Below are 26247 nucleotides of genomic sequence, written 5' to 3'. Positions count from 1 at the left end.
GGGTCCCCCATCGCTGCGCGATGGGCAAGCGAACACCCGTGCTCCGCACGGGTGTTGCGCTCGCGCTCCGCGCGAGCGTCACCTGCCTTGCTGCGCAAGGCAGGTGACGCTCCGTCCGCTGCGCTCCCGGAGCTCCGGGGCCTGCGGCCCCGTGAGGGCGGCTTACGCTGCGCTCCAGCCACCCCGTGGCTCGATGCGCCACGCAAGCCGGCCCCGCTGCGCGGTGCGGCCAACGGGCCTTCGGCCCGAGCAGCGAGGGGAGGTGCCCTGTGTCAGGTGATGCAGCATTTGTGCCGAAGTATTTGACGCCTTGTCAGGTTCGTCCTATGACGGTGCGTCAATTTTAGGGTGCATTGTCCCATACTGCTGGGGCGGGATGGGCGTCTTCGAGGTTCGGGTGCAGAGCCGGTCGGGCATGAGCCATGCTCGGTTGTAGCGTGTGATGGGCTTGGCCTCTGGGGCCTTGCATCATAATTTCTCCTGTAGGGATTCTACTCTGAGGGCCTACTGCCCCCGTAGATCGGAAGGCGGGATTTCGTGCCCAGGAAGCAGCGGCTCCGTCCTCATCAGGTCGAGGCAGTTGACGCGGTGGTCCGTGCGCTCGGGTCTTCGATGAGCAGAGAGCTCGCGAACACAGCGGTGCGTGCGCAGGTGATCGCGCCTCCAGGGGCAGGGAAGAGCCTTATCGCGGTCTATGCCGCCCAGGGGCTCCGCGCCGAACAGGTGCTGGTTCTGGTGCCCACACTCGATCTGCTGGGTCAGATGGTGGGTGTATGGCGTGCCGGTGGCCGGGGTGGTCGGTTGTTCGGGGTGTGTTCCGAACGGGAGAAGGCCGCTGTAGGGGTGCGGTGCACCACGGATGCTGATGAGTTGGCAGGGTGGCTCTCCCATGAGGGCCGGGTGACGGTGTTCGCCACGTATGCGGCTGCCGGGCTGGGTGTGCTGGAGCGTGCTCATGCGGCCGGTGTGGGTCGGTGGGATCTGATGGTGGTGGATGAGGCCCACCGGACGGCGGGGGTGTTGGGGAAGCCGTGGGCTGTGGTGCATGACGATCGGCGGTTGCCTGCGGTGCGGCGGTTGTACATGACGGCGACTCCGCGGTTGTGGGGGGTGCCTGGGGTTGAGGGGGCGGCGGCCGGTGGGGCGGGACGGCTGGTGGCGTCGATGGACGATGAGGAGATCTTCGGGCCGGTGGTGTACCGGCTGACGATGTCGGAGGCGATCGAGCGGGGGTTGATCGCGCAGTACCAGGTGGTCTGTGTGGACATCGCTGATCCGCAGCTGTCGGCGGTGCAGTTGGTGGGTGCGCAGGCGTATACGGATGAGGTGCGGGGGGTGCGGTTGGCGGCCTTGCAGACGGCGGTTTTGAAGACTGCTGCGGAGCACCGGTTGCGGCGGGTGCTGACGTTTCATCATCGTACGAGTGAGGCGGAGGCTTTCGCTGGCGGGCTGGGGCGGGTGGCCGCGTCGCTGTGGGAGGCCGATGCGGCCTCGTTCGTGGAGCCGGGGGCGGTGTGGGCGGACTGGCTGTGCGGGGAGCATCGGGCGGTGCACCGGCGGCAGGTGCTGGAGACCTTTTCCGCTGGGGTGGTGAAGGATGCCGTGATGGAGTTGTGCGTGCTGTCGTCGGCGCGTGTGCTCGGCGAGGGGGTCGATACCGCGGCGTGTGATGCGGTGGTGTTCGTGGATGCGCGGGGCTCGACGCCTGATGTGGTGCAGGCGGTGGGCCGGGCGCTGCGGATGCAGCCTGGGGAGGGCAAGGTGGCCTCGCTGGTGGTGCCGGTGTTCCTGGAGCCGGGTGAGGAGCCGGACGAGATGCTGGCCTCACGGTCGTACACGCATCTGGTGAAGGTGCTGACCGCGCTGCGCGCTCACGATGCCGAGGCCGTCGAGCAGCTCGCCGTCCCCCAGGCCCCCGGCCGGCAGGTTCCCTCGGTCACGGGCGGGACGGCGGGTGGGGTGGTCAGTGGGGCGGCGCAGGGGCTGTTGCAGTTCTCCACGGCCCGGGACCCGGTGCAGTTGGCGGCGTTCATCCGGGCGCGTGTGCTGCGGCCCGAGGGCGAGTACTGGCGGCGGGGGCTGCAGGCCGCGACCGCCTACGCCGCCGATCACGGGCACCTGCGGATCCCATACGGGTATACCGCCCCCAACGGCTTCGCGCTGGGGGTATGGATCGCCAAACAGCGCATCGCCTACCGTCAGGGCACCCTGGCCGAGGAACGGGTGAAAGAACTGGACGCGGCCGGAATGGTGTGGTCCCACCGCGAGGTGGCCTTCTCCGAAGGCCTGGACGCCGCACGCGGCTGGGCGGCGGAGCACGGGCACCTCCTCGCCCCTACCGAGGCAACCTGGCAGGGCTACCCCGTGGGGATCTGGCTGCGTGACCAGCGTGCAGCCGCACGACGAGAACGAGCGGCGCAGAACGGTCCCGACGAGGGCCGGGCACCGGGAAAGCGTGACGGAGCGCGGCGGTGGCGGGAACTGGAGGCGATCGATCCCGCTTGGTGCCCGGTCTGGGACATCGCCTGGCAGCGGTGCTTTCACCTCGCCCGCGCCCATGTGAACGGCGGCGGGAAACTGCCCGCTGAGCCCGGGGAGCTCGTCGTCCAGGGCGAGGACCTCGGGCGCTGGGCCGGTGACCAGCGCACCGTTGCCGTATGGGACGGCTTGCTGCCCGCGCAGCAGTGGCTGCTCACCGAGGTACTGCACCTGGCGCCGGGCGAGGGGCAGCCTCAGGCAGGCCCTGCCCCGGGCAGGACGCGGGCGCAGATGTGGGCCGACAACCTCGCCGCAGCCCGCCAGTACCAGCAGCGGGAAGGGCATCTGAACGTCCCTCGCCAGCACGTGGAAACCGTGGACGGCGACGACCGTGCGCTGGGAGTGTTCATCGCCAACTGCCGTGCACGTAAACAGCGCCTGGCCCCTGAGCGGGTGCGGGAGCTCAGTGACGCCGGGATGAAGTGGGCCTGAGCCCCGGGTATGAGGTGACCGGGGCATGGTCGGGCGATGATGGTCTCTCCACGGCCCAGATGTGGCCACTGTGGGCAGCACAGGCGGAGACGTTCCACAGCAAGCACAGGACACGGGAAGCGGCGGACTTCCTGATCCAGAATCCCTGATCGTCGCCCTGTACAGCACCGTTCTGACCTCCGGCGCCGCCAGCCTGATCGGCCCGCGTGACGTCCGACACCAGGAGGCCGGCTGTATCCCGCGCCGCTCAGTCGAAGCGTGGTCGCCATCGGCTGGAGCGACCATGGTGAGAAGACCACGGCCGGCTACGCCGACCAACTGGCCGAGACCGCGACGAAGAGGCATCCACCTACATCCTGATGCGAGCCGTGTTGTGCCCGGGCGGTGTCACCGACCTCAACCTCCTGGAGTTCGACGCACGCAGCGCGACCACCGCCTTCCCCTCGCAGTACCTGTGGGGCCCCGGGTTCGTGAGGAAACCCTCGTCTGGCTGACCATCAGGCCGAGTCCGATCTGTGCGACTACCTCCTCCAGACCGGCCTCATCCGAGTTCATGAGGGCCACATCGGCCTGCCCGTGTATCCGGGCGTCGCGGCCGGACTCCCAGCAGCCGAGCAAGGCGGCACCTGGCACGCGTTGCGCGTCGACCGCGGTCTCGACGCCCTCGCCCACCTCCGGGGCCCTTGCAGACGCCGCGGCGGGACGCGCAGAGGAAGGGGAATGCCAGGTGTGCCCTGTGGATACGCTCGCGACCGGGGACCGTGCGGCAGTTCTGAAGGCAGCGCGCGGCGCAGGCGCGGACACAACGCCATTGCACGTCCCGGACGTGCGCACGCCCTTCGCGCACTGGCTTGCGGGTTCGGCGGCCTGACAAGGCGTACGGCTACAGACGATGTCACCTCCACACGCTGAGCCGTTGCGCCTCCCACGGGTCCGGGCGCCAGCCGGGTGGCCCCAGACGACGATCTGCGGGGCGAGGTCGGGCACTTCACCAACCGGTTCGTCACCGCCTTGCACACTCCGCAGGAGCGGGAGATCTTCCTCAAAGCCCCCAGACCAGGCACCGGCTACCAGGACCACAAGGGCGGAAGGATGAGGGCATCGTCCGCGTGCGCCCGGTGGGGTGCGGGGTGTCGCGGTGAAGGCTGCTGAAGGGGGAGCGGCCGTGGCCGGTAGTGGGCCGACGTCAGGACACCGCAGGTACTGGAGGGTGCACCTGAGGTGTCACTGACCGTCGACTGGTGCTGCTTGACCGAAGGACGCGCTGTGGCTGTGACGGGTTCAGCATGCGCGGTGCCCTGCAGTGGGCGCTTCGGCTGACGGGATTCGTGCACGGTGAACGGGTACGGAAAGCGGCGGCGCAGGGCCTGAAGGAGGAGCTACGTGCCTGACATCGGCGAGGACTTCGGTTCGACGGGCCTGGTGGGCCGTGGCTGGCTTGAGGCCAAGGCTGCTGAGATGTTCACCGAGGTGCAGCGGGCGGACACAAAGGCGACGGCCTTGTGTGGCGTGGCCGGTGGTTTGCTGGCCGTCGACGCTGCAGCTGTGTCGGCTCTGCCCAGTGCTGGGGCTTTGTTGACCGCTGTCCTGGCGGGCGTTGCCGTTTTACTTGGCCTATCGCTTATAGCGGCTTTGTCGGCGATTCGTCCCGTTCTGCCGCGGGGCGGCCGGCTCAGGGTTTTCGCGCGGGAGGCTGTGGACTGCAGCCGGTCCGAGGAGGTCTTGTCGGCCGTGGCGGCCATGAGCGTTGACGGGCCTGCGCGAGCCGAGGCCGAACGACTGGCGCTGTTCACGGCTTTGGCGGGCCGGAAGTTCCGCGCTGTCAGGCGGGCTGCCGATCTCATTGCAGCCGCCGTTACGTTGGCCGGAATTGGGTTGTTGATCGCTTACACGCCGCTTGAGAGTATCGCGGCGTGACGGCCGCCACACTCGGGGGAAGTATGTATCAGCCGCATGCTGCGGTCATCGGTGAGCGTTTATGGTCCCGATTACGTGACTTGGCCCCTGTTCGTATGCGTCCGGCCAGAAGTGTGCTGCTGCGGCAGGGGGATCCCGGCACCCATGTCATCTTGCTGGCTTCCGGATCCACCCTGGTGACCCTGACCGGGCTGCACGGGGAGCGGACGCTGCTGGCGGTGCGCGGCGCAGGAGAGCTGCTGGGCGAACTGGCCGTCCTGGACGACCAGCCGCGCACCGCGTCGGTCATCGCTGCGGAGGACTGCCGGGTGCACGTCATCCCGGCCGTTGACTTTCTTGGCTTCGTCGACTCGCACGGGCTGCTGGCTCCGCTGCTGCGTCACGCCATCGCCCGGGTCCGCGAAGCGGAGACGGTACGGCTCGAGCTGGCCACCGCGCCGGTTCCTGTGCGTCTGGCCTCGGCTCTGGGCCGCCTCATGCATGCCGCATCCGCAGGCCACGCCGAGCACGTGGTGCGTCTGACCCAGGCAGAGCTGTCGCAGATGATCGGCGCGTCCCGCAATGCCGTGGGGACGGCGCTCAAACCGTGGCGCGAGCAGGGGTGGCTGGCCACGGAGGCTGCCGGCGGGCTCCTCATCCGCGACATCACCTCCATCCAGTCACACGCGCACGCCCAGAGGTGACCGACCGCACCGGCACCGTGCCCACTGCTGGGCACCGCCTGGGCCCGGGCACGGCCAGCATGGGCGCCACTGCAACTTCCCGCGACCCAAAGGCCGGTGACCCGTGACTTCTCCTGTCCCGCCCGACGCTGTCGATGTACCGCCGGAGCACGCCCTCCTGGTCGTCGACATGAAGGAATACAGCCAGATCCCCGAGGCGAAGATGGCGCCCACCCGCACCGATCTGGACGACATCTTGGCCACCGTGTTCGCACAGAGCCGGATCGAAAACATCACCCCGCTCGACAGTGCCTACAAGGACCGGGGGGACGGTGCCATCTTCGTGCTGCCCGCCCGGCACGCAGCGCGGCTGGTCGATCCCTTCCTCGGCCACCTCGGCCAGGCGCTCGAGCGCTACGACCAGACGCGGCTGGCCAGCGCCCCGCGGATCCGGCTGCGGGCGAGCGTGCACGTCGGGCCGCTGACACTGCCGGAGCACCGCGGTGACGCCGCCGTCGATGCCTGCCGGCTCGTCGACAGTGACGCAGTCCGCGACGCCCTGGCCGCTGCGATGGACCATGGCGCCCTCTTGGCTGCTGCCGTGTCGGACGCCGTGTTCCGCCGTACCGTACGCGCCGGCCGCACGCCCGCTTTCACGGAACGCCAGTTCCTCAAGGCCACTGCCCGCGTGGACGGCAAGCCCGGCTTCGAGGAGACATGCTGGCTGTTCGTCCCTGGGCTGGTGCCCTCCGTCATCAGTGCCTACCTCGCCAGGAGTGGCGATGCAGCGCCACCTGAGCCGCTGGATTCCGCCGCGCAGCAGGCTGCGAAGGGCCGGGAGGCCAACGAGCGCAAGTCCAGTGTGAGGCAGAAGGGGAAAGCCAGCGGCAAGGCGCGGCTGGTGCAGGTCGGCGGCGACTACATCACCGGTCAGGAGCAGTCATGAGCGGGCCGGACATCATCGAGGCGGTGCCCGTCCAGCAGGCCGAGGCGTCCGGCCGCGCACGCGTGACGCAGGTCGGTCGCGACTACGAGGAACACCACCACCGGTACGTGCGCGGCTGGGAGTACCTGCGCGGGGTCGGGATGGCTGACCGCGAGATGGACCTCGTGGAGAACGCGTTTGTCGATGCCCTGGGCAGCAACGGTTCCGGGCAGGTGGCGCACGCCGTGAGCATGCTGAACCGTCCGCACGGCCGGCGCCACGTACTGGTGCTGCTCGGGGAGACCGGCACGGGCCGGCGCGCAGCCGCGCTGCGCGTGCTGCACAGTGTGGGGGTGCCCCGGGAACGGATCCGCTGGCTGGTCCTGGACTGGGACCGGCCGCGCACGGAGCAGCTTCCCCACACCAAGGGGCACGGGTTCGTCCTGGATCTGACGGCCTGCCGTGGGCTGGACGAGGACTTCTACACCGGGCTCGCCGACTACCAGCAGGAAGCCGAAGCAGCCGAAGCCTTCCTGGTTATCCTGGCGACCCCGGAAGGCTGGAATCCCGGGACGCTGGCGACCGTGCCCAGTGTGCGCATGATCCGCCCGCCGGCGACCGAGATCGCCAAGGCCCACCTGCGGCACCTCGCAGCCGACCGGGTGGACTGGCTGTCCAGTGCCCCCCTGGACGCGCTGCTCGCCCAATCGGCTGAGCCGTCCGACGCCGCTCGTCTGGCCCTGCTGGTCGCTCAGGCCGGCGAAGACAACCGGGACGCGGTCAAGCAGGAGTTCACCGACTGGCAGGACCATCTGCAGAAGTGGTTCGAAAAGCATTCGAATCCGGAAGACCTGCGTGAGCGAGCGCTCCTGGTTGCCACCGCCCTGCTGGAAGGCGTGCCGGCTGACGTCGTGCTGGACGCTGCGGACCGGCTCTTCGCGGAGGTCGGCGGCGTTCAGCCGCCCGGTGGCGCGCTGGCCGGCCGGGGCCTGGACGAACGGCTCCACGCCATCAAGGCCTCACAGGACGACGACGAGGCGCTCTCGCTCGAGGCCCGGCAGCACGGACTGCCCGAAGCGGTCCTGAAGTACGTGTGGCGGCAGCGGCCGCAGTTGCGCCGGGTGCTGCTGCAGTGGGCCTCGCACATCAGCGCACCCAACGGGGTCGCCGTACGCCATCTGCGTCGCATCGCCGACTGCCTGGTGCAGCTGTCTTTGCTGCCCGGCGGCTCAGTGGTGCAGTTGGTGGCGAGCGACTGGATTGCCACGGGCCGCTCCGCGCACAGGGAGCTGGCCGTTGAGGTCCTGGAAACAATGGCGCTCCACCCGGTGACGGGCGCAGGTGTCCGCAAGCAGCTGTACGACTGGGCCCATCAAAAGGGCACCAGCAAGGAACTGGCCACGGCAGTCGCCGATATTTGCGCCGGCCGTCTGGGACAGACGTATCCGCGCATCGCGCTAACCCGGCTGCGTCTGCTGGCCTCGCGCAGCGACGGCCTGGCCCGCGAGGCGGTAGCCGAGGCGGTACGCCGTCTGGCGAGCACTCCTGAACAGCGCATCCTGGTGCTGTCGGAAATCGTCGGCTGGGCCGAGGCCGCCGACAGCGATGTCCGCGAGGCCGGAACAGACACGTTTCTCGCCCTCACCGACATCGCCTGCGACACCCTTCTCCCGGTGCTCGCAGCGCGGGAAACAGGCGAAGACGCCGCCGACACGCTCGCCGGTGAGTTGTTCGTCCGCGGCTGGCGGGCAGCACTGCAGGACCCCAATGCGGCTGGGACGGCCCATGCGCGTCTGGCCGCATGGCTGGACTCCCCCCGGTTGTCCGACGACCAGGTCCTGCCTCTGGCAGCGGCGGTGCTGCACGGCCATCTCGGCCAGCGGGGCGCAGCCGAACTTCTGGTTGGCTCCTCCGGCAGTTCTGACCTGGGCAGGATGCGGCGCAGGCTGCTGCTCGACCTGCTGATCTCCCAGCAGACGGCCTCCCCCGCGGAACCCGGATCCGCCGCAGAGCCCGGCAACGACGGCATCGTCACGGCCGCGTGAGCATCCTCCCCTGGCGCCGCATCACCGCGACTGCCGCCCTCGACGCGGCCGAGACCCAAGGGGCACATCCGCTCGTCATGAACGACGAGCGGATGGCCAGCCGCATCACCAGCGTCTTCTTCACCGTGCGCGTCGACGGAGCATGGCGCTGGACGCACGCCGATCCGGCAGATCACCACGACCCTGCCGTGCTCGCGCGCCATCACCTGCGCCAGCAGGCCACCCGCCTGCTGTGCCAGTACTCCGTCCTCGATCTCGGCGCAGCCCAGGACGCAGCCAACACCGCCCTGATGCGGTGGAGCCGCCCCATTCCCGGCCTGGAGGTGGCTGGCTCGATTCAGCTGACCGCCACGGCACGCGACCGTGACTTGGCCGCCGAACATGCGCGCCGGCAACAAACTTTGGACCTGGAGCACGAGCTGCAGATGCGCCGTCTGGCCCATCTGCAGCGCGTGCTCGCCGACCCAGACCTGAAAAGGGTGTGGTGGATCGCCGAATTCCCCGACCGCCTCAGCGAGCTCAAGGAACTGACAGACGCACTAGAAGGTCTGCCGCTGCCGCATGACCCCGCACAGGACGATCTGCGCGGCGACATCAGGCACTTCGCCGACAGGTTTATCACCGCCCTGCACACCCCACAGCAGCGCGAGATCTTCCTACAAGCCCTCACCCAGACCCTGCACGCCCTGGGTCACCACGACCTCAAAGACACCGCCGCCCGCTGGCAGCGACGCGACGACCCCGGGAGCACGCCGACATGAATTACCGCACCACACGATGGCTTTTGGCACCTCTGCGGCAGCTGCGCACCCGCCGGCTCATGGCCCAGCACGGACCGGCCCTGCCGTATGACACCGCATGGGCCCTGATCACCCTGCACACCGCGCCCGACGAAACCGCCCTCGTCCGCGCCTGGGCAAACGAACACCCCGGCACTCCAGGAGTGCACCACGATTACTGGCACAAACTGAGCAGCACAGAACAACGCCGCCGCCGCGCATGGCTGCAGCGCAACGGACACTCCCCCATCCAGCTCCTCGGCCTGGACCCGCTCCTCGTCCACAGCACGGGCCTGCACGTCCTCGACTGGGGGCGGCCGCCAGAGCCCGGTAACACCTTCGACGACGAGCAGGTGAGCGGTGTCCTCAGCAAGGAACCGGCACCACGGGGCGGCGACGGCATCAGCCGCGACGGCGAGGAGGGATCACGGCGAGCAGACGGCCGTAGGTGACGTATCGGCCTGCTGCCGACGATCGCGCCGACCAGGTGCACGGCATTGATGCGCAACGAGGCGCGGCTGGAACCGCACAAGCGCAATGAGGTTCTGAGCAGGTGTCTTCTTCCGCACTGCGGCAACCGGTGAGGTGGTGCGGCGGATCAGCCAGCCGGCAGGCAGTCGTGGGCAGTCGGGCCAAGCCCTGGCAGGGGCTGCCAACTGCCAGGACGTTGGCGCCACACCCGACGACCCGGCAGCGCGTGGGTCTTGCGGCATGGACCCGGCGCGCCAGCGGGCACCGGCCGACCGCAACGAAGCTGGCGGCCGCGGTCGCCGCCAAGTATCTCTTCGCGCGCTACCACCTACCCGAGCACGCCCGCGCCGCATCCGCCGCTCTTATGACGGAGTAGCGAGACCAGTCGGCACGCTGTAGATCATTCACGGGACAGACAGCTCACAGTTATCGGCACTGCATGTCAGCACCGGAGACCAGCCATCCTGCCACGCGAGCGGTTCTGAATGAGCGGACGGTCAGTCGCGACGGGCAGGGCCGTGCTGGATCACGGCCACCGTACAAGCTAAAAGCAGGCTGACACTGAGGGAGATCACCGCTCCTACTGCGCCTTGCAGCACGCCGCCAATCGTGGTGCAAAGGGTGACCGCAGCCGTCGTGATGGCAGTGCGGCGGTGCGGAGCGGAGCGGGCGCTGCCAGCAAGACGGGAACGACGGCGGCGGGGACGCCATGTGCGATGGGGGTGACGCGTGGCGAGTTGGGTTTCAACGGCGTCTAGTGCGTGTTCGAAGCGTCGGTCGAGATCGTCATCGGCGCGGACGTCGTGCTTGAGCCTTACGTAGGATCGGTAGAGCCGGACGACGAGATCATCATTGGTCTTGATCGTCATTAGCGCTTCCCCCTCACGTCGGCGAAGAACGACTCGAGCACGCTGAGATCGTGGTTCGCTCCTGCCAAGTTAGCGAGTTTTTCCCTCTCGCGTTCTCGGTTCTCGAAAACGGCTGCTCCCATGACCGCTGCGACGTTTTCATTGGCGAGGAGATCGAGAAGCTTCGCCTGGTATGCCCGCCGGTCGTCAAGGGGCAGTTCATCCAGCACCTGCAGGCCTTCGCGCAGCGCGAGGTACTTGCCCTTGAAGTAGGCGTCGAACACTTGCACCAGGGAGTAGTCGGCGTCCCGCGTGTCAACGCCAGCGTCGATGCGCTCTTGGACGATGCCGTCCGCCCTCTCGCGCAGGGCACGGTAGCCGCGGAGGCTGTGGGGCTCAGAGAAGGCCAAAATCCAGGCTTCGTCGGCGACTTTGCGGGGGTCGAGGTGCAGGGCTGCACACTTGACGAACAGGTAGAACTGCAGAGGGACGACGAGACTCTTGTACTGCAGCCGCATATGTGTGCGTTGAGGGTCGTCGTCGCGGCGCTGCTCGGCCCGCCGGCGGCTCAAGGCCAGGCCTCCTTCGGTTGTGCACCAGGCTGTTGAGGAGAGTCTGCCTGTCAGGCAGCGGGCCTTCGTCGGCCAGACTCGGACCCTACACGTCCTACCTGGTGGCCGTGACCTTTCCGATGTCACACTCCGTGATCTGGTGAACATCGATCCTCGGGAGTGGTTGCACAGCACGGTCACCGTCCACTATGACCCCTTGCCTGGGGGTGGAAATGGGAGGGGTGACAGGGCAGATTTAGCGGAAGTATTTGATGGAGCATCACCCGACGACTAGCAATGGCCAACGAACGTGTATGCGGAACGGGATATTCATATCGCATTGGGGGGCGTGTGTTAGCTGAGTCGATCGCGGCCTTAGCGACGGCAGGTGGCCTGGCGGTCGTACAGGCCGCAGGCACCGATGCCTGGAGAAGCGTTCGAGAGCGGGCTGCCCAGATGCTGGGCGGAGGGGACTCCGAGCAGCATCAGGCTGAGCTGATCCGTCTGGATCAGACGGAAGCCGGCGTGACAGGCGAGGGAGACCTCGAGCGACAACGCCTCTACTGGCAAGGTGTATGGCAGACACGCTGGGAGGTGTTCCTGCAGACTCTGCGTCCGGATGAGCGTGAGCAGGTCGTCACCGAACTACGTGAGCTCGTTGCATCTGCCGGTACTTCACCTCAGATGCCCGGGCAGCAGGCCGGTGCGGGCGGCCTGGTGGCGGGAGGCGATGTGTCGGTGACAGCGGAGGGTGGCTCGGTGGCAGGTGGCGTGGTTCGAGTAGAGGGCGGGGTTCACCTCACGCCCCCTTTTCCCCACCGGCCGCAACCGTAATTCCCGTCCCCAGCGCAGGCTCGACAGCCCAGGTGATCGCTCAGCTCGGCTCCGTGGCGGCCGGGAGAATGGACGTCGCCCAGTTGGTGGTGTCCGCAGCGACGCCGGGTGAGCGGACGGCTGTGACCGTGGCACCACCAGTGGCGGAACGCGATCAGCGCTACCCACTGCGAGGGCGGGAGCAGTTGGTTGAGAAGCTCCTGCATCTGTGCGCGGGACGCAGCGATGGCCGTATGCACGTGCTGCACGGAATCAGCGGCAGCGGCAAGACGGCCATCGCCCTGGAGCTGGTGTACCGGCTCTCAAGGACTGGCCCTCGTCGGGTGTGGTGGGTGGATGCCCGCCACGCGGCAACGTTCGTAGCCGGGATGCGGGTGGTGGCGCGGCACACGGGTCTGGACGAGGACGAGGTCGGCGAGGCTGCTGCAGATGCTTTATGGGAGAGGCTGAATGCCTCGACTCGGCCCTGGCTGCTGATCGTGGACAATGCGGAAGATCTCACCGTGCTGGACGGCCCCGGCCGGCTGGCCGCGGGGACAGGTTGGCTGCGCCCGCATGCCTGTAACGACGGGATGGTCGTGGTGGCCACCCGTTACGGGGTGGCTCGCTGGTGGGGCGGGGCCGCAGTTCTGCACCCAGTGGGCCCCCTGGCGCCCGACGATGCTGCGCAGGTTCTACTGGACCACGCTGGTAATCACGCCGGGACGGTGCAGGCGGCCAAGGCACTGGGGAGACGGCTGGGCGGCCTGCCTTTGGCGCTGTCGATGGCCGGCTCCTATCTGGCGGAAGTCAACACGATGCCGGAAGCCCTCAGGGAAGCAGGCATGCCCCTGGACTTCGCCACCTACCACCAGGTACTCAACAAGCACGGCAGCAGCCTCAATCCGGCGCGGGTGATCGCCCATGCCTGGCAGATGTCGATCGAGTTGCTGCATCAGATGGGTTTCGCTCACGCCGGACGGCTGCTGACGGTGCTGGCCGCCTTCGGTGAGGCGCCGATTCCCTACACGCTGCTGCTGCGGCCGGCGAAAGTGTCGGCCGTCCTCCCCGGCCTTGCCGATCTGGACGGAACGACACTGTGGCGCACGCTGCGCGAACTCGCCGCACTGGGGTTAGTAGATCCTCTAGACCTATCCGCAACAAATGGAGGGCTGCCCTGCGTGAGACTGCATCCGCTGATTCGGGACATCGCCCGGGCCGCCGAGACCACCACCGCTGTCACGCTGATAGAGCAAGCCCTGCGGCTGGACGAGGTACGCCTCCCCCCGGAAGACCCAAAGTCCTGGTCCGCGTGGGCGGCCTTGACACCGCACGCACTCGATCTGCTGCAGCACGCCGGAGACGGTCTCCCCCAATTGTCCGTCCCTCAGCGGACAGTCTGCGCCGATGCTGCGGAACTCGCCGCCCGCTACCTCCAGACCCAGGGACTGTTCGCCCAAGCCCGGAGCGGCTTCGAACGGGTGCTGGACATTCGCTGTGAGGTGCTAGGTCCGGATCATGTGGAGACCATCACCACCCGACACAATCTCGCCTCCATCCTGCACGACCTAGGCGCACTGCACGACGCTGAACCCTTGCGACTGCAGGTGTGGAGCTCCCTGGATCGCATCTGCGGCACGGAACATCACGACACGCTCATCGCCCGCCATGAGCTCGGCAGGCTTCTGCACGACATGGGGCGTCTGGACGGGGCCGAAGACCATCTGCGATGCGTCTACCGGGCGCGGTTGCGCACCGGAGGCCAGCAGGACTCGAACACGCTCGCAGCACGACACGAGCTGGCACGCGTCCTGCACGACCGGGGCGATCTGGAGGCAGCCCGGCAGGAATACCATGCGCTGCTCACGATCCGGCTGCAGCAGTTCGGCGAGGACCATCCCAGCACCGCCACCACTCGCCACAATCACGCCTGCGTCCTGCACGACCTGGGCCTGATGCAACAGGCTCACGACGAATGCCGACGTGTCCTGGATTCCAGGACCGGTCTCTACGGGTTCTGTCATCCCAAAACGCTGGCGACGGCTCATCTCCTGGCGACGGTGCTGCAGGCACTGTCGCGCAGCAACGAGGCACTGCAGCTGCTGCAGCAGGTCTGCGACTCCGCCCGCCAGCTGCTGGGCACCGACCATCCCCAGACCCGTCGCTACACACATGCCCTTGCGGCTTTCACCCGGGGGCACTCCAGCGAGGAGGAATGACTGCGACCACATGCGGCAGGGTCAGGCGCCAGCCTGCTGCTCTCTGACCACGGCGGTGATGGTGCGCACGCTGGCCACAGTGCGACTGGCCCCGGCATCGCGTAGCATCCGAGCCTGCCGTGTCGTGGCGGCGACACCAACGAACGGGATACCCGCCGTCTGGGCAGCCAGCGCATCGGCGATCGACTCCCCCATCAGCAGCACGCGGGCGTGCGGAGCTTTCAGAGCCGCGGTCGCCTGCGACAACCCGTGCGGGTTGGGTTTCATCAGCTCTGGATCACCGGGGCGGCCGAAGACAGCGATCCGGCCGGGCGGGATGTCGGTCGGCAGCCGCTCAAGGAAAACGTTCACCGCGTCGGAGGCGTGGTCGGTGACCACGGCCAAGCGCCGAGGGCTGTCCGCCAAGGCACGCAGCAGCTGACTCACTCCCGGAAGCGGAGCGACGTGTCGCGCGGCTTCCGTCTCGAATTGCGACAGCAGTCGGTCCAACTGGTTGATCTGACCTGGTGTGCCATGGCGTACCAGAGCGCGCAACATGCCGACCGGATCGGTTGGGGTTTGCGGTGGCAAGACCAGCTGCAGCGACTGCGCTCCGCTCAGCAGGCGTTCTGAAACGGTCTGCAGATTGCGGCCGAACAGCCGGCAGAGCAGTCCGTCGAAGCTGAACAGCACGGCCTCCGATTGGGCGAGGAGGTCGTGGAGGTCGGACTGCTGCATGTGGCCAGCTAGGGCTCGCTCGTTGACCTGGACGAAAGCCTGTACGGCGGGGTAGCACGCGTCATACCAAGGCCGGTAAGCGGCGCAATGTTTGGCGCCCTGCTCCGAGATGCGGTACTCCGCCTTTGCGGCATCCTTTCCGGTGGTTCGTCGCTCGAGCAGTTGGGCCGGGATCATGGCCAGTTGCTCGCTGGTTGCGTTCAGTTGCCCGGTCGAGAGCCAGCCGCCCAGCGGCCGCAACGCGTGGAAGAGGGCGATGGCACGCCAGGCGTCCAGGGGCAGCATGCACCGGAAGAAGGTGTCCAAGTTCTGCGGAAGAGCATCGATGACCTCACGGATTTTGCGCCCCTCAGCCTGGGCGGCCGCCTGCCCTTTGGCCTGTTCCTCGGCGGTGGCACCGTAGTTCGCTGCAGCATCGAACTTCGCCTTGCGCCGCCGCATCCCCCTCAGCCGAGCGATCTCGTGACCCACGATGCGAGCAATCGTCAAAGGCGACCGACGATACAGACCGGCCAGCGCGATAATCTCGTCGTCACCCGGATCGGGCTTATCTAGATTTTTCGGCTGCAAGTAGAAGGACAGCAGGCAGGACAGCGGCTCACGCACCTCGTCCAAGCGCTGTGACAGAAGCGGAGCCCGGCGCAAATGCTCCTCCACCTCACCCGCAGTGATCGCAAACAGTTCCGCCAGCTCGCTCATGAGATTGAACTTGTGCGCCGGCACGATGCCCTCGTTCTCCAGACGCCGATACGTCCGCAAGGACAGACTCAACGCTCTGCTGACGTCTGCGGCTCGCAGCCCGTGAGCGCGCCGCAGATCGGCCAAGGTCCATGCCTGGGCCCGGCTGGCGTCTGACAGTTGCAGCGGCTCGATCCCTAAGGCCTGCGCCAGATCTCGGATCCGCCGCGGGTCAGGTCTGACCAATCCGTTTTCATACGCGAGCACTTGGGACTTGGTGGCGCCGATACGCCGCGCCAGCGCCTCAGCGCTGATCCCCCGCCCGTCCTCGGCTGCGGCCCGTGCCTGGCGCAGCCTTGCCCCGTCGAACATGTCGGCGAGCCCTCGTGCCATTCCGACCTCCCAACACCACGGCAGGTGCAGTTTAGTGACACTCCACCACGATGCAGCGCCAAGATTTTTGGGGCCAGCTGTGACCCGTGAACAGCCATGTTGGCAATCAAGCGGGCGAAGGGCTGTAGAGTTTGGCCTTGGGCCTTCACTATGAGGGCTCACCACCCATGGGCCCAGAAGCCGTATCCCACCAGATTCAGCTCCAAGGCCCGTGGACACATAAGGAGAGGGCCCCGCATCTCCCGACCCGACCGAGGACGAAGAGACGCGAGGCCCTGAGGCGGGTGTTCCGCGCACCTGGCGACCGGTGAACTACCGGGAGCCGCTGGATTGCCCTCCAGCTGGTGCCTGATCACCCTGTTGCGGAGCTGGTAGCCCCGTCGGAGATGATGCCATCTCCTACGCTCCCTTCCTCGGCTGCGTTTCCCAAGGTGCTCAGCCAGGGAGGGGGCGCAGCTCACACCCTATCCGTGAGCCAACACACACCGCGCACCGGGGTCCCGGTTACCCGCGGACACACCGAACGCGTCCCCGCGAAACCGCAGGCGACGCAAGGGCCGTCACCGTGCACTCCGCACAACGCACCCACCTCACAGGTTAGTTACTGTGAGTTACCCCACAAGGGGGTCTGTGCCGCGCGAGGTTGTCGATTCAAACCGCTGCAACCACCCGCTCGTATCCGAGCCACGCGGCCGGTGCAACCTTCAGCAGATCGTGGCTCGCGTTCATGTGGTAGGCCACGGTCATCTCCTCCAGCGAAGGCGGCTCGGACCGCGTGCAGCGCACCTTCTCCACCCGCAGGCCGGGCCCACGTTCCCGTAGGGCAGCCGGGCCCCGGCACGACCGCACACCAGCCGGCGAGGATGTCGACTCCGGCTCCCAGCGCTTGCCCCGGCTTCATGTCCTCCTCGCCGAGCAGCAGGTGCACGTCCAGGGCGTTGTTCCCCAGCACCTTCAGCTCGGTGACGTATCCGCCGGGTGTGTCCGCCACCCCGACCCGGTCCAGCACGGCACTGGAGCGCCGAAGGCCCAGCCGGCGGCCTGGTGGCCCAGGGCTCGTACGCCGTCTCAAATTCCACTTCACGGAAAGGGCTCAGCCACTGCGTGCGCATAAGCACTATTGATCGCCAGATGACGCGTGTCCAAGGACGCCCGCAACCTCGTGAGCGAGGGTCGGGACAGGGAATCACCGCCGCTGCGCGGCGGCCTCGTCGCGACCCCTTTGCGGCGCAGGAAGCACCAATGCCATCAGCGCAACGCCCGCGCACACAGCCGCCGTCGCCAGGAAGATCGCGGTGTAGGACAGATCCGCCCCCTCGTCGGCGGTAGCGAGGGTGAGAGAGTCGATCGGGCAGGGCATCGCCAACATCGTCACCGGCTTCTTCGGCGGCATGGGCGGCTGCGCCATGATCGGCCAGACGATGATCAACGTAAAGGTGTCCGGCGCCCGCACCCGCCTGTCCACCTTCCTGGCGGGCTCCTTCCTGATGGTGCTGTGCATCGTCTTCGGGCCGATCGTCTCCGACATCCCCATGGCGGCCCTGGTCGCGGTGATGGTGATGGTGTCCTTCGCGACCTTCGACTGGCACTCCATCGCCCCGAAGACACTCAAGCGGATGCCCGCCGGGGAGATCACCGTCATGGTCATCACAGTGGCCTGCGTGGTCGCCACCGACAACCTCGCCATCGGCGTCGTCGTCGGCTCCATCACCGCCATGGTCATCTTCGCCAAGCGCGTCGCCCACCTCGCCAACGTCACAGCGGTCACCGACCCCGACGGCACCAGCGTGGTCTACTCCGTGACCGGCGAACTGTTCTTCGCCTCCTCCAACGACCTCGTCGGCCAGTTCAACTACGCCACCGACCCCGACAAGGTCGTCATCGATCTGAGCGCCGCCCACATCTGGGACGCCTCCTCCGTCGCCGCCCTGGATGCGATCGAGACCAAGTACGCCCAGCACGGCAAGAGCGTCGAGATCATCGGCCTGAACAAGCCGAGCGCCCACATCCACGAAAAGCTCAGCGGCGAACTCACCGGCAGCAACTGAACCGTCTATCACGCCCACGAGGGCGGCCGCGGACCCACAAGCGTCCACGGCGGCCCTCGCCGTGACTGCTGCGGAGGTGCGAACAGGACGCCTAATTACCACTCGATTCGGCGCAAGCACCACGCGGTGATGATCCCTTTGTGCCTGCTGCTCACTGCCGTGAAGACCCCCGCATCAGCAGAGCGGCGGCCTCAACAGGTTGACGGTGCCTGGCCTCGCGGAATGCCAGGGCAGGCAACAGTTCGATATCGCGTCTTGCCCTAAAGGTCCGTCAGAGTCCAGTACAGGTCTCCCCACTCTCGGCAGGTCTGCCAGGACTTGAGCAATCCGGTCACGGACAGTCGATCAAGTGTGTTGGGCAGGTCAGCGGGTTGGATCCCGCAGGCGCGGGCCATCTGGTCGAGCCCGGTCAGGCCGGTGCCGGTTTTCGGGTCTGTGTGTGCAGCGAGGTAGAGGCTTGCCAGCTGCAGCAGTGGGCCCGCCGTTGCCCCGGACGTCGAGGGGCTGGCGACACGAAGTGCCCAGTCTGCTGCCTGCGTGCGGTCGGGGCGGGCGGGGGCCTGGCTGAGCAGTGCGGCATCGAGTAGGTCAGCCCCAGCTTCGTTGGCGGCGGTTGCCGGTCTGATGCGTAGCCATCGTGCATGCTCCAGCTCGTGCCACGGGTCTGGGGTGTCGAGGCGGAGGCTGCGCAGCATGCCCTTGGGCAGCCTGACCTGCATGGCAGCGTCCACGCGGAGCGCGCACTGCAATGCGAGCAGGCGTGCGGCGGCCGGGGTGCTTTCGGGGAGGGCGGCGGCCAGGTAGCTGAGCATTTCGCAGACTCGGACCCGCTCGCCCGGGCCTCTGGGGCTTCGTCTGCGGCGCCGGGGGCGTGTTGGCCGTAGGGCGCGGGCGAGGGTTGTGTCGGGGACGACGGCGGCGTGTGCTGTCGCTGCGGCGCAGGCGCTGCAGGTGTCGGCGAGTCGCCAGAGTCGTCCGCCGCGTTCGCGTGCGAGGAGGAGGTGGATGGGGCCGGCGCAGCCGCGGTGGCGGGAGTGCCAGCGGCAGCCGCGCTCGTGGCATTGACAGGTGCGCAGGTGGGGTGGGAGCAGGTCACTGCGTGCGTGTCGTGCGAGGTGGGCGAGGGCGGCCGAACGGGCGGAGCCTGCGGTGACCTGTCCGCTGCCGTGCGGGCATTGGCGGCATACGAGGGCGAGCCCGCTGGGGTGCGGGCGCAGTTCCACGGTCCAGGCGCGTGGTGTCGCCGGGCATGCTGTGCGCAGCCTCATGGGCGCGTGTTCCTCCTGCTGCGTGCGCGCCGGGTTCGTCGGGGGCTGTGGGGCGGCGGCCCACCATAGTGCAGACCTCTGCCCTCTCACCGTTGCCGCCACCTGCAGAAATAGGGCAGAGGTCTGCACTGACAGGGCAGGGGTCTGCACCGTCGGATGGACGGGTGACGATCTTGCCGCCCGATCCGGACCTCGACGCGCTGCGGTTGGAGCTCGCGCGTCTGCGGGCCGCGCGCGGGTGGACCTACGACGAGCTCGCCGGCCGCAGCGGCCTGGCCAGGCGCACCGTCATCGAGATCGAGCAGGGCCGCACCATCGGCACGCTGAAGACCTGGCACGCGCTCGCCCACGCGCTGGGTACCCCGTTCGACGAGCTCTTCGGCACGCTGTGCCGCGGGCACGATCTGCCGGGAATGGGCGGGGACTGAGGTCCCGTCCGAGCAGCCACCACGGATCACCCGAACCGACGAGACTCACTCGAACGTGCAGACGGTCACTGGCACACTCGTCGCACCAGGGGCGGCCGGGCAGGTGATCCCGCGGCAGCGCTGCTGCAGGGTCGGTGTGTTGGCTGGCAGGTTCGCGCGCATGCGCTCCACACCTCCACCGTCCCGGCACTGGGACGGCAGCCCAATCGCCCATCGCGTGCGCCGTTCCTTGCAGGTGACTCCCGATGGCGCGAGCCGGCTGCTGCGCTGCGGCCAGAGCGACCGGTGCCGCGAGTGCGGCAACCGGATCGAGTGGTACCACCGCAGCGACCGCCGGCCGGTGCGTCTGCATCCCAACGAACTGCTCACGGCCCAGGTACCAGCCGTGTGCCGCTGGCACGTCAGCTCCGGCGTCGCCCACCCGGCTGGGGATGGCAGCAGCTGGTGCCGTCTGCCTCACGCTGTTGTCTGCCCCGCCCGCGACACACCCCCACCTCACCCCGAGCTGGCCGGACTGCGCCGGTCGCTGGCCGTGTGCTCCCGCCGCCTGATCGACGCCGGCGCCTTCACCCCTGCCACGGCCTCGCTGGGCAGTCCGCCGTCACGGCCGGCCGTCTGCCGGCCGGCCCGGCCCATTGTTCAGCTGCTGTATGTCCGCTACCTCGCCGCCCGGCCGGTGGACGAGATCCAATGCGTCGCCCAGACCCGGCGCCGCCACCGCTGCACCAGCCCGCTGCTCACTCCCGATGCCCCGGCGGGCACCTGGAGGCTGATGCCCGCCACTGCGGCGGACGGCCAACTGGCCCTGCCCGCCGATGTCATGGCGGTCTACGACCTCAGCCTCCTCCCCTACGCCGAGCAGCTGCGCTGGCGCGCCCAGCGCTGCCCGCAGCACGCCACCACCCCGACGGCCGCCGACCTGGCGGTGGCCGACTTCGAGCCCTTCGACCCGATCCGCCACCACGCGCACATCCACACCCGCCTGCCCGCCCCCGCCCGACGTCCCGGCCCTGCCTGCCGTGCACGACAGGCAGTACGACCATGACACCGCACCACGCCGTCGAGATCACCCTGACCCGCCCCGCCACTCCCGGCGAACTCAGAGAGGCGTCCGGTGGCGTGCCTCTGGCCGCGAACGCGGACCGCACCCGGCTGATGGCGCTCCACAGTGCACGCCATCCCGGCGGCGCCCTGCATGCGCTGCGGCGCCGGCTGGATAGACGCCTGCCGATCGACGTGCTGACCACGCACTATCCCGACCGGCACGGCCAGGTCGTGCTCAACATCGCACTCAGCCACGCCGCCGACCAGGCCCTGCGCCAGGACGCCACCGCCATGGGACAGCGCCCACAGGAGGTACTCCGCCAGCGGGTGAGCGCAGCTGTTGCCCGGGACCAACAAGAACGCGCCCGCCGCCTGGAGGAACGGCTCGAAAGCCTGCTCGCCCGCCATACCCCTGAAGAAGTCCTGGCCTGCGCCGCCGGCCTCCTGCACGGCCGTCAGCACCGCCGCGTACCAACAGCCCCGTAACGGTCCTCCTCTCTCCCTCCTCGCCCGCGGCACGGTGGGCGACCAAGATCCTTTCCCGGCGCTTTGCGATCTCTCTCTTCTCTCTTTCACGGAGCCCTCGTTGCGCACGCCCACCGATGAACAAGCCCACGCTGTCGAGGCCTTCCAAGCAGGCCACCATCTCGTCCTGCAGGCCGGCGCCGGGACGGGGAAGACCAGCACGCTCGGCCTGCTCGCCGCCAGCACCCGCCGCCACGGCCGCTACCTCGCCTTCAACAAAGACATCGCCCGGGACGCCGCCGCTCGCTTCCCCCGCACCGTGGCGTGCAAGACCGCCCACGCCACGGCCTACGCCGCCGTCGGCCACCGCTACACGAGCCGGCTCAACAGCCCCCGCCAGCCCGCGTGGAAGACCGGCCAGGCACTCGGCATCACCCGCCCGGTCCGCATCGGCCCCCACGAGATCAGCCCCAGAGCGCTGTCCCACACCGTGCTGCGTACCGTGACCCGCTACTGCTACTCCGCCGACCGCACCCTGGCCCGCCACCACGTACCGAACCTGCGCGGCCTGGACACCGCCGACGAGCACGCCCAACTCGCACACCAGGTTCTGCCGTTCGCCCGCAAGGCCTGGGCCGACCTGCACGACCCCGAGCGGGGTGTGGTCCGCTTCGAGCACGACCACTACCTGAAGATGTGGGCCCTGACCGAACCGAGACTCGAAGCGGACTTCCTCTTCCTCGACGAAGCCCAGGACACCAACCCTGTTCTGGAGAAGGTCTTCGCCGCCCAGCGCACCCATGCCCAGCTCGTCATGGTCGGTGACTCCGCCCAGGCCATCTACGGCTGGCGCGGCGCCAGGGACGTGATGACCGGCTTCGACGCCACGCCCCTCACCCTGACCCGCTCCTTCCGTTTCGGCCCGCTGATCGCCGAAGAGGCCAACCGGTGGCTGGCGCTCGCCGACGCCCCCATCCGGCTCACCGGCACTGAGGCCATCCCCGCACACGTCGGGGATCTCGATTGCCCCGACGCAGTGCTGTGCCGCACCAACATCGGCGCCATGACCGAGGTCATGCGCCTGCTCGGCGACGGTCACCGCGTCGCTCTGACCCGTGGCGGGCACACCCTGGCCGCGCTGGCACTCGCGGCCCGCGACCTCAAGGACGGCCGTCGGACCTCCCATCCCGAGCTCGTCCTCTTCGGCTCCTGGGGCGAGCTGCAGGAGTACGCCGGCCACGACCCTGCCGGCGGTGACCTGCAGCCCTTCGTGGATCTCGTCGACACTCACGGACCCGACGCCATCCTGGCCGCGATCAACCAGCTCACCGAGGAGAAGGTCGCCGACGTCACCGTCTCCACCGCCCACACGGCGAAGGGCCGCGAATGGCCCAGTGTCAGAATCGCCCACGACTTCCCCCCGCCCAAGGACACCGATCAACACGACGCGCACGGCCGCCCGATCCCAGAACCGGTCAGCGACACCGACGCCCGCCTCGCCTACGTCGCCGTCACCCGCGGCCGTCACCACCTCGACCTCGGCGGCCTGTCATGGATCGACACCCACCTCGCCCCAACTCCGGCTGCCTGAGCAGTGCGCGAGCGAAGACCCGCGCAGGGTTTGGCGGTGGTGGCTGCGCAGCTTCACAGGTTTCCGGCTATCTCTTCCCGCAGTCCCTACCAGTCCAGGCAACTGGAGGGTCGGGGAGGAGTTCGCTTCTCGGGGGCGTCTGCAACAGCGTCCAAAAATCAGGGGCCTGTTTCGGGTGAAGGTGACGTAGCGGTGCCCGGGTCACTCCTGCTGATGCTCGGGGCCCCCGAAGTCTGGGCTGGTGTAGTCCGGACTGGTGAAACTCGGGCGCGGGCCCGGGGCTCCGCCATCGGGACGCGAAAAACCGGGGCGGTCGTAGCCAAGGTGCGGCATACGGCTGGTCGGTGCTGGCGGTGCAGCGAAAGGGGCTGCGGCACTGTCGGGGTCGGCCAGTGCCTCCCGCAGGAAGGGCAGGATGCCGCGCTCCAGCAGGGCCTCGTGCCACGCTTCTTTGGCTCGCGCCACCTTTTCGCTCATCTCGCCGTACGGCTCGTCATCAAGAGAGGACGGCCGGCGACGGGCGACGGCCAACAGGACGACGAGTGTGCCCGCAGCCACGGCCCCCGACACCCATCCAGCAGTGATCATGGATCGGGCGGCCTCCGGCTGTGCACTGAGCAACGTGAGGACGAGGCCGGCAAGGAGGAAGATCGCAGTGACCGATCCGGTCAGGACGGCGACAGGCACAGCGAAGAAAGACAGCGCGCCTGATCCGCCTGCCTCGGTCGAGGCCCGGTCCGTTCTGCGGGACTCCACCGTACCGTCTGCTGGTCCCTCTGGACGTACGTGCAGGCCGAGCACCGCTGCCAGGAGGCGACGACCGTAAGACATCCTGGCCCACCGCTGGACTGCGACACCCCCACCGGTTCGGCGGCGGCTCACTGGTCCGGTGCTGGGAGCGGTCCCGCTGATCCGGCGGCCCGGGCCTGCCGGGGCAGGTCGGCCTGTGGCCGCCGGGCGGGTCGCGGAGCGAGAGGAGGCGGATGAGGAAGCTGTGGAGGCCCGGCCCGCGAACCAGTACGCCGGGTCGCGCATCTCCTGGCGGACCTTCAGGTAGTACTGGTACTCCGTTGCTGCGGCCGCCGTGATGAGTGCGGTGGCGTTGAGCGCCATAGTGCGCAGCTGTTCGGGGCTGAGTCGCCGTGTGGCAGCGGCGAGTTCAGGGCGGTGTGGTGCGGAGCGCAGCGCTTCGTCGAGGAGCCGCTCGTACTCTTGGCGGTCCTCGCTGAGCAGGTGCTGTGGGACGCTGTTCACAGCCCCTCCTCCCCCATCGCCGGCCCGTGCCGCCATCGTGGCGCGCTGCGGCCATCGATGCCAGATCCCGCCCCGTCGGGCGGGTCGGCAGCCAAGGGAGTACTCGCAGGGCGTGTGGGTTCTTGGAACTGGGGTTCGTCTGCAGGGAGCTCGCCGGGGCCGGAATCCTGCGTGCGAGCGACCGCGGCGGGCGGCCTGGCCGAGGACCGGGCAGTGGGCAGTGGGTTGTGGCTCGGGGCGGAGGGCTGGGCTGGGCCCACAGGCGGTGCGAGATGGGGCTCCGTTGGGGAGGGTAGCGGCTCTACGGCAGCTGCGGCGCCGGCGGATTCGGCAGCGGCCACGGTGCCGGTGGGGGCAGTGGTTCCGTTCTCTGCGGCCGCTTGTGCAGTCTCCGCCGGGCGGTCACCGGTCACCACCTCGTTCACCGTCTGGACGCGGGTGAGTTGGGTGAGCAGCATGGGTGCCGACATGCCGACGACGAGTGCGGCGTAAGCGCCGCTGATCTGTCCCGTGGTGCCGAACAGGACGGCGGCACCGGCCCCCATCACGGTATGTACGGCGGGTGCGACGATGTCGGTGGAGGGGTCGAAGTACTCCCGGAACCGCGGGGCTGGGTTGCCCGACTGAAGGCAGGCGAGGCGAACGGCCTGCCAGGACACGAACCGGGTGTACAGATCCACGGCCCCACGCAGCAGACCGCCCGCCGCGCCCAACACGATCAAGGTCGGGACGTCCACGCTCTCCCCCGGGTGATGGCGCTGACGCCTGGCTGGGAACTCTTGAACACGGGTTCAGCGTAGAGGCAGGTTCGAGCCGCAAGTAAGGGCCCACGGCGGTTCGTCAATTGCTTGCCTCCACGGTGACTTGCCCCCGCCCAGGACCACTTGTCGTCGCCAGTCTGCCAGCCTCGCTTCATCGCTCGCCATGCCTCGAGACCCTCTACCCGGTCGTGTGAAGAAGCCGGAATCGAAAGAACCTTGGGGGGCGCTTGGGCGTAGTGCCATACATGAGGCCGATCAACGAAGCACATGTGGCACAGCCAGGTCTGGCCGTGGTTGAAGTCGCAGCCGCTGACGACCAGACCGCGTTCGCCATCCAGGAGGCTCTCGCCGGGCGGTGGGCGACCGCGACGGCGGACGGTACTACACGAAGCCCCGGTGAGCCCGGCGTGCGGCTGCGCTGCTACCTGGACGTGCGTCAGGAGCTTGGCCGGTGGGGGGGCGGCGGCCTTCGTGCCGAATTGTGATCACCAGTGCGGTCGACGAGGTGCTGGGAAGAGGGAGCTGCGGCAGCTGAGCAAAACGTAGCTGCACACGATCACTGGGCTCCGTCATTCCGAGCCCCAACTGCGGCCGGGGCTGAGTCGGCTCAACTCCAAATTGAGGGCCACGTTCCCCGGCTCGCTCGGCCGTTTCAATCCAACTCCCTTAAGGCCGCTGGGGCGGTGTGGGGACTCGGGCCCACACCATCTTTCCCGATCTCTGGGGCTGTGAGCAGCCCCAGGATGCGCTGAGTGCTTCGATGATCTGCATGCCTCGTCCCGATTCGCTGAGGTGTCCTGGGTGTCGGAGCGTGGGGGCGCAAGGGCTCGGATCTGCCACCGCGCATATGACGGCTTGCTGCCTGCGTACCAGTCCTAGCCAGGCTGTTGCGCGGGTTTCGTCGCGGCTGTCTGATTCCAGTGCGTGCCGGGCGGCGTTGGCGATCAGCTCTCCGATGACGATGACGGCGTCTTCGACATAGGCGGTAAGTCCCCATTCATCCATGACGTTTCGGGCGAAGTGGCGGGCGTGCTGCAAGCCGGCGGAGTCGGGGCTGAATTTGCGGGCGGCAAATTCGGCTGCGCTGATGCCCATGAGGAGCCCCCAGTCACCCTCCTCGGATTGAGCAGGTAGCCCTCTTGCGAATGCCGGAGGTTCGACCGGTTCAGATGCATCGTCAACATTCTTGGCGTGACACGCTGTAGTCATGGCATGTGTCGGCACTGCTCATCTCCCCGCACGCTGCCACGGTCGACAGCTATAAGAATGCCTGGCCCAGGCCAGTATCCTCGCCAACCGCCCGCTGATGCAATTGCTTCTGAAATTGCATCCCCAGCACCCCTGGAGGAACGCATGTACCCATGGTGACTATCCCCCACGCCGTCAACAAGCGGGGCATT

At 68.2% G+C, this 26247-nt stretch carries 20 protein-coding genes and 1 pseudogene; 15 read left to right on the top strand and 6 right to left on the bottom strand.

Going from position 1 to position 26247, the window contains the following annotated elements:
* Nucleotides 1-537: 537 nt before the first annotated feature.
* The 8 genes from ACPXCS_RS32295 (at nt 538) to ACPXCS_RS32260 (ending at nt 9750) form a co-directional block, all read left to right on the top strand.
* The gene (locus ACPXCS_RS32295) at nt 538-2970 is read left to right on the top strand and encodes a Helicase associated domain protein (protein ID WP_425950844.1); all 2433 of its coding nucleotides are present in this window, start codon (nt 538-540) and stop codon (nt 2968-2970) included.
* A 359-nt stretch (nt 2971-3329) separates the two neighbouring features.
* Complete coding sequence (locus ACPXCS_RS32290; RefSeq protein WP_425950845.1) at nt 3330-3464, top strand: hypothetical protein; 135 nt, start codon at nt 3330-3332, stop codon at nt 3462-3464.
* An 889-nt stretch (nt 3465-4353) separates the two neighbouring features.
* The gene (locus tag ACPXCS_RS32285; protein WP_425950846.1) at nt 4354-4887 is read left to right on the top strand and encodes a Pycsar system effector family protein; all 534 of its coding nucleotides are present in this window, start codon (nt 4354-4356) and stop codon (nt 4885-4887) included.
* Between the two features lie 113 nt (nt 4888-5000).
* Nucleotides 5001-5570 carry a Crp/Fnr family transcriptional regulator gene (locus tag ACPXCS_RS32280; RefSeq protein ID WP_425950847.1) on the top strand — a complete coding sequence of 190 codons (570 nt, stop codon included), beginning with the start codon at nt 5001-5003 and terminating at the stop codon, nt 5568-5570.
* A gap of 169 nt (nt 5571-5739) precedes the next feature.
* Nucleotides 5740-6495, top strand: a complete 756-nt coding sequence (locus tag ACPXCS_RS32275) for a hypothetical protein (protein ID WP_425950848.1) — start codon at nt 5740-5742, stop codon at nt 6493-6495.
* On the top strand, nt 6492-8519 hold the full coding sequence (locus ACPXCS_RS32270; protein WP_425950849.1) for a hypothetical protein: 2028 nt from the start codon (nt 6492-6494) through the stop codon (nt 8517-8519). Before ACPXCS_RS32275 ends, ACPXCS_RS32270 begins: the two co-directional genes overlap by 4 nt.
* Nucleotides 8516-9280: a hypothetical protein gene (locus tag ACPXCS_RS32265; protein ID WP_425950850.1), complete on the top strand. Its 765-nt coding sequence runs from the start codon at nt 8516-8518 to the stop codon at nt 9278-9280. Before ACPXCS_RS32270 ends, ACPXCS_RS32265 begins: the two co-directional genes overlap by 4 nt.
* Nucleotides 9277-9750: a hypothetical protein gene (locus ACPXCS_RS32260; RefSeq protein ID WP_425950851.1), complete on the top strand. Its 474-nt coding sequence runs from the start codon at nt 9277-9279 to the stop codon at nt 9748-9750. The genes ACPXCS_RS32265 and ACPXCS_RS32260 overlap by 4 nt, the downstream gene beginning before the upstream one ends.
* 516 nt (nt 9751-10266) lie before the next feature.
* Here ACPXCS_RS32260 and ACPXCS_RS32255 read toward each other — a convergent pair.
* A complete protein-coding gene (locus ACPXCS_RS32255) occupies nt 10267-10638 on the bottom strand; it encodes a hypothetical protein (RefSeq protein ID WP_425950852.1) in 372 nt (123 codons plus the stop codon).
* Entirely contained in the window at nt 10638-11189 is a 552-nt protein-coding gene (locus tag ACPXCS_RS32250) for a hypothetical protein (RefSeq protein ID WP_010049020.1), read from the bottom strand. Before ACPXCS_RS32250 ends, ACPXCS_RS32255 begins: the two co-directional genes overlap by 1 nt.
* Nucleotides 11190-12034: 845 nt before the next feature.
* Between ACPXCS_RS32250 and ACPXCS_RS32245 the strand changes: the two genes are divergently transcribed.
* The gene (locus tag ACPXCS_RS32245; protein WP_425971086.1) at nt 12035-14200 is read left to right on the top strand and encodes a tetratricopeptide repeat protein; all 2166 of its coding nucleotides are present in this window, start codon (nt 12035-12037) and stop codon (nt 14198-14200) included.
* 21 nt (nt 14201-14221) lie between these two features.
* Here ACPXCS_RS32245 and ACPXCS_RS32240 read toward each other — a convergent pair whose 3' ends face one another.
* Nucleotides 14222-15988 (bottom strand): helix-turn-helix domain-containing protein, encoded by a 1767-nt coding sequence (locus ACPXCS_RS32240; RefSeq protein WP_425950854.1) that lies wholly within the window; start codon nt 15986-15988, stop codon nt 14222-14224.
* 1328 nt (nt 15989-17316) lie between these two features.
* Here ACPXCS_RS32240 and ACPXCS_RS32235 point away from each other — a divergent pair.
* Nucleotides 17317-18036, top strand: a pseudogene (locus ACPXCS_RS32235) (SulP family inorganic anion transporter); the annotation flags it as partial.
* Between the two features lie 260 nt (nt 18037-18296).
* Here ACPXCS_RS32235 and ACPXCS_RS32230 read toward each other — a convergent pair.
* Nucleotides 18297-18848, bottom strand: coding sequence for a hypothetical protein (locus ACPXCS_RS32230; protein ID WP_425950855.1), 552 nt, complete (start codon nt 18846-18848; stop codon nt 18297-18299).
* Between the two features lie 620 nt (nt 18849-19468).
* On the opposite strand from ACPXCS_RS32230, the gene ACPXCS_RS32225 reads away from it, so the two are divergent.
* From ACPXCS_RS32225 to ACPXCS_RS32210, 4 genes are all read left to right on the top strand, one after another.
* Entirely contained in the window at nt 19469-19732 is a 264-nt protein-coding gene (locus ACPXCS_RS32225; RefSeq protein ID WP_425950856.1) for a helix-turn-helix transcriptional regulator, read from the top strand.
* 235 nt (nt 19733-19967) lie between these two features.
* On the top strand, nt 19968-20777 hold the full coding sequence (locus tag ACPXCS_RS32220) for a DUF6083 domain-containing protein (RefSeq protein WP_425950857.1): 810 nt from the start codon (nt 19968-19970) through the stop codon (nt 20775-20777).
* Nucleotides 20774-21262, top strand: a complete 489-nt coding sequence (locus ACPXCS_RS32215) for a hypothetical protein (protein ID WP_425950858.1) — start codon at nt 20774-20776, stop codon at nt 21260-21262. The genes ACPXCS_RS32220 and ACPXCS_RS32215 overlap by 4 nt, the downstream gene beginning before the upstream one ends.
* A gap of 100 nt (nt 21263-21362) precedes the next feature.
* Nucleotides 21363-22832 carry a UvrD-helicase domain-containing protein gene (locus ACPXCS_RS32210; protein ID WP_425950859.1) on the top strand — a complete coding sequence of 490 codons (1470 nt, stop codon included), beginning with the start codon at nt 21363-21365 and terminating at the stop codon, nt 22830-22832.
* A 201-nt stretch (nt 22833-23033) separates the two neighbouring features.
* Here ACPXCS_RS32210 and ACPXCS_RS32205 read toward each other — a convergent pair whose 3' ends face one another.
* Nucleotides 23034-24122, bottom strand: a complete 1089-nt coding sequence (locus ACPXCS_RS32205; RefSeq protein ID WP_425971085.1) for a hypothetical protein — start codon at nt 24120-24122, stop codon at nt 23034-23036.
* A 970-nt stretch (nt 24123-25092) separates the two neighbouring features.
* Here ACPXCS_RS32205 and ACPXCS_RS32200 point away from each other — a divergent pair.
* Complete coding sequence (locus ACPXCS_RS32200) at nt 25093-25332, top strand: DUF6207 family protein (RefSeq protein ID WP_425950861.1); 240 nt, start codon at nt 25093-25095, stop codon at nt 25330-25332.
* A gap of 181 nt (nt 25333-25513) precedes the next feature.
* Here ACPXCS_RS32200 and ACPXCS_RS32195 read toward each other — a convergent pair whose 3' ends face one another.
* Entirely contained in the window at nt 25514-25942 is a 429-nt protein-coding gene (locus ACPXCS_RS32195) for an ATP-binding protein (RefSeq protein WP_425971084.1), read from the bottom strand.
* Nucleotides 25943-26247: the final 305 nt, after the last annotated feature.

The sequence above is a fragment of the Streptomyces sp. DT190 genome, assembly GCF_049846985.1.
Classification (GTDB): domain Bacteria; phylum Actinomycetota; class Actinomycetes; order Streptomycetales; family Streptomycetaceae; genus Streptomyces.
The sequence above is the reverse complement of the archived record's forward strand: the minus strand, read 5'-3'. Positions and strand labels throughout refer to the sequence as shown.

Coding starts and splice junctions, on each gene's coding strand:
- ACPXCS_RS32200 (WP_425950861.1), top strand. CDS start 25,093: ATGAGGCCGATCAACGAAGCACATGTGGCACAGCCAGGTCTGGCCGTG.
- ACPXCS_RS32195 (WP_425971084.1), bottom strand. CDS start 25,942: ATGGGCATCAGCGCAGCCGAATTTGCCGCCCGCAAATTCAGCCCCGAC.
- ACPXCS_RS32205 (WP_425971085.1), bottom strand. CDS start 24,122: ATGGCGGCACGGGCCGGCGATGGGGGAGGAGGGGCTGTGAACAGCGTC.
- ACPXCS_RS32290 (WP_425950845.1), top strand. CDS start 3,330: ATGCGAGCCGTGTTGTGCCCGGGCGGTGTCACCGACCTCAACCTCCTG.
- ACPXCS_RS32255 (WP_425950852.1), bottom strand. CDS start 10,638: ATGACGATCAAGACCAATGATGATCTCGTCGTCCGGCTCTACCGATCC.
- ACPXCS_RS32260 (WP_425950851.1), top strand. CDS start 9,277: ATGAATTACCGCACCACACGATGGCTTTTGGCACCTCTGCGGCAGCTG.
- ACPXCS_RS32275 (WP_425950848.1), top strand. CDS start 5,740: ATGAAGGAATACAGCCAGATCCCCGAGGCGAAGATGGCGCCCACCCGC.
- ACPXCS_RS32270 (WP_425950849.1), top strand. CDS start 6,492: ATGAGCGGGCCGGACATCATCGAGGCGGTGCCCGTCCAGCAGGCCGAG.
- ACPXCS_RS32240 (WP_425950854.1), bottom strand. CDS start 15,988: ATGGCACGAGGGCTCGCCGACATGTTCGACGGGGCAAGGCTGCGCCAG.
- ACPXCS_RS32215 (WP_425950858.1), top strand. CDS start 20,774: ATGACACCGCACCACGCCGTCGAGATCACCCTGACCCGCCCCGCCACT.
- ACPXCS_RS32230 (WP_425950855.1), bottom strand. CDS start 18,848: ATGCTCAGCTACCTGGCCGCCGCCCTCCCCGAAAGCACCCCGGCCGCC.